Source organism: Streptomyces sp. NPDC101166 (assembly GCF_044768125.1).
Classification (GTDB): domain Bacteria; phylum Actinomycetota; class Actinomycetes; order Streptomycetales; family Streptomycetaceae; genus Streptomyces.
Genome location: NZ_JBIWPF010000068.1, coordinates 1 through 2,068, shown reverse-complemented (window position 1 = coordinate 2,068; position 2,068 = coordinate 1). Strand labels below are relative to the sequence as shown.

The 2,068-nt window shown below is 67.7% G+C and carries 3 protein-coding genes; 1 reads left to right on the top strand and 2 read right to left on the bottom strand.

Translation table 11 applies throughout. The features are described from left to right. A partial coding sequence (locus tag ACIRS4_RS36315; protein WP_404204242.1) for a DMT family transporter occupies positions 1 to 1,068 on the bottom strand: 1,068 nt, incomplete at its 3' end. Between the two features lie 190 nt (positions 1,069 to 1,258). Between ACIRS4_RS36315 and ACIRS4_RS36310 the strand changes: the two genes are divergently transcribed. Next, positions 1,259 to 1,843: an esterase/lipase family protein gene (locus ACIRS4_RS36310; RefSeq protein WP_404204240.1), complete on the top strand. Its 585-nt coding sequence runs from the start codon at positions 1,259 to 1,261 to the stop codon at positions 1,841 to 1,843. Here the strand turns inward: ACIRS4_RS36310 and ACIRS4_RS36305 are convergent. Beyond that, positions 1,818 to 2,045, bottom strand: coding sequence for a MarR family transcriptional regulator (locus ACIRS4_RS36305; protein ID WP_404204244.1), 228 nt, complete (start codon positions 2,043 to 2,045; stop codon positions 1,818 to 1,820). The two genes, ACIRS4_RS36310 and ACIRS4_RS36305, sit on opposite strands and share 26 nt — an antisense overlap. Positions 2,046 to 2,068: the final 23 nt, after the last annotated feature.

The following is a 2,068-nucleotide window of genomic DNA, read 5'->3' as shown; positions in this document are numbered from 1 at the left end:
CAGGATCACCAGCGGGAAGCCGATCGCCATGCCGGCGGTCAGCGGCTCGTTCAGCAGCGAGACGCCGATCAGCAGGGCCACGGCCGGATTGATGTAGGTGATGACGGTCGCGCGGGACGGGCCGACCTCGCCGATGAGGGCGAAGAAGACCACGAACGCCAGCGCGGTGCACAGCAGTCCCAGCCCGACCACCGACCAGGTCGCGCCGGCCGGGAAATGGGACGGCATGCGCCACAGCGTGAACGGCAGGTACAGGGTGGCCGCGAAGACCAGCGACGCGGTGACCACGCCGATCGGCGGCAGCTCTTTCAGCTTGCGGTCGATGATGATCGGGCCCAGGGCGTAGCCGATCACGCTCACCCCGATGGCGGCCAGCGCGCCCAGATTCGACATATCGATATCCAGACCGACCAGTGCGGTCACACCCGCGAAGCCGATCACCAGGCCGAGAATCCGGCGCGGATCCAGACCCTCGTGCCCGAGGCGGGTGGTGATCACGATCGCGATCAACGGGACCGCGGCGATGAGCAGCCCCACCGTCGAACTGGTCAGCCGCGTCTCCGCGTGCCCGATCAGCAACCACGGCCCGGTGATCTCCACCAGCGTGTAGACCAGCACCCACCGCCACTCCCGCAACACGGGCCACAGCACCTTCGTGAACAGCGCGACCGGCAGCAGCACCAGCGCGCCCAGCAGGGTCCGCCCGAACGCCACGAACACCGGATCGAACTCCCCCACCGCCACCCGGATCATCGCGTACGGCACGCCCCAGATAACGCCCATACCCAGGAACAACAGCCATCCGCGCTTGCTCACCGCACACTCCTTCCGATCCCCGGGAGCGTAGGGCACGCCGCCGACACGCTGAACCAGTCGTCCGAACGCGGCCGCCCGCCGAAGTATTTCGGTGAGGAATGCGAGACCGGCGGCGCCGAGGGCGAACGGGGCGCCGAGAGCGAGACAGACGTGGATTCGAGTCGGCGCCGTCGCGGTCACGGCGACCGCGATCGGCCTGAGCGTCACGCCCGCCGGGGCATCGCCCGGACCCGCACCGATCGACGTGATCATGTCCGGGCCGGCCCAGCACAGCGGGACAGGGCAACTCTCCGAGCCGCGACATCGCCTCGGAGCCGCCCCGACCTCGACCACACTCGAACCACCGCTGGACTGCGTTCCATCACCGGAACAACCGAATCCCGTTGTGGTGCTGGGCGGCTTCGGGGCAGTAGGAGACATCGGCGGCACACTGGAAACGCAAATGTCCGGAATCACCACCGGCATAAGAGATCTCGGCGGCTGCCCCTTCATCTTCGGCTACGGCATCATCGGCCCGATCCAGGCAGCGGCACCCGTAGCGGAGTCAGCAAGCCAACTGGAGTCGTTCGTCACGAAGCTGCTCGCCACCACCGGAGCGACCCACGTCGACATCGTCGCCCATTCCTCAGGCGCCCTGGTAGCGAACTACTACCTGAAATTCCTCCACGGCGGCCCCCACGTCGACCGCGCAACGTATCTCGCACCGGTCACCACAGGCACAACCGCCGCCACCCCGATCGGCGCCCTCGACTTCCCCGGCGCCCTCGACTGCCTCGCCGGTTCCCAAGTCACCCAGGCCCTCCTCGCCGACGGAGTAACCGTCCCCGGGGTCATCTACGCGGTCCTCGCCACCCACGGCGACCAAGTCCTCACCCCACCCGGCCCAGCCTCCTTCATCAACGACCCCCGCGTGGAAAACGACTACTTCGAAGACCTGTACCCCCAAGCGGGCCTGTCCAGCCACGCCACCCTCCCCATGCAACCCGAAGCGGCGCAATGGGTCATCGAACAGCTCCTCGCCGAGTAGCCACCGACAGCCGACCACGCTCACTGATCAGCCAAAGACCGTGGTGACCCCCACGCACGACAAGTCCGCGAGCCGCCAACTGCGCCAGCGCATTCCGCGTACTCCACCCGGTCAGCGCCGCCGCCCGCTGAATCTCCACAGCCGACAACCGCCCCTCAGCGCCGCTCAACACCCTCAACACAGCGAACTCCGCACTAGTCATGCCGCCCGATGCCTCCCCTGATG

Excerpts from the sequence above, each read along its gene's own strand:
- ACIRS4_RS36310 (WP_404204240.1), top strand. The coding sequence starts at position 1,259 with ATGTCCGGAATCACCACCGGCATAAGAGATCTCGGCGGCTGCCCCTTC.
- ACIRS4_RS36305 (WP_404204244.1), bottom strand. The coding sequence starts at position 2,045 with ATGACTAGTGCGGAGTTCGCTGTGTTGAGGGTGTTGAGCGGCGCTGAG.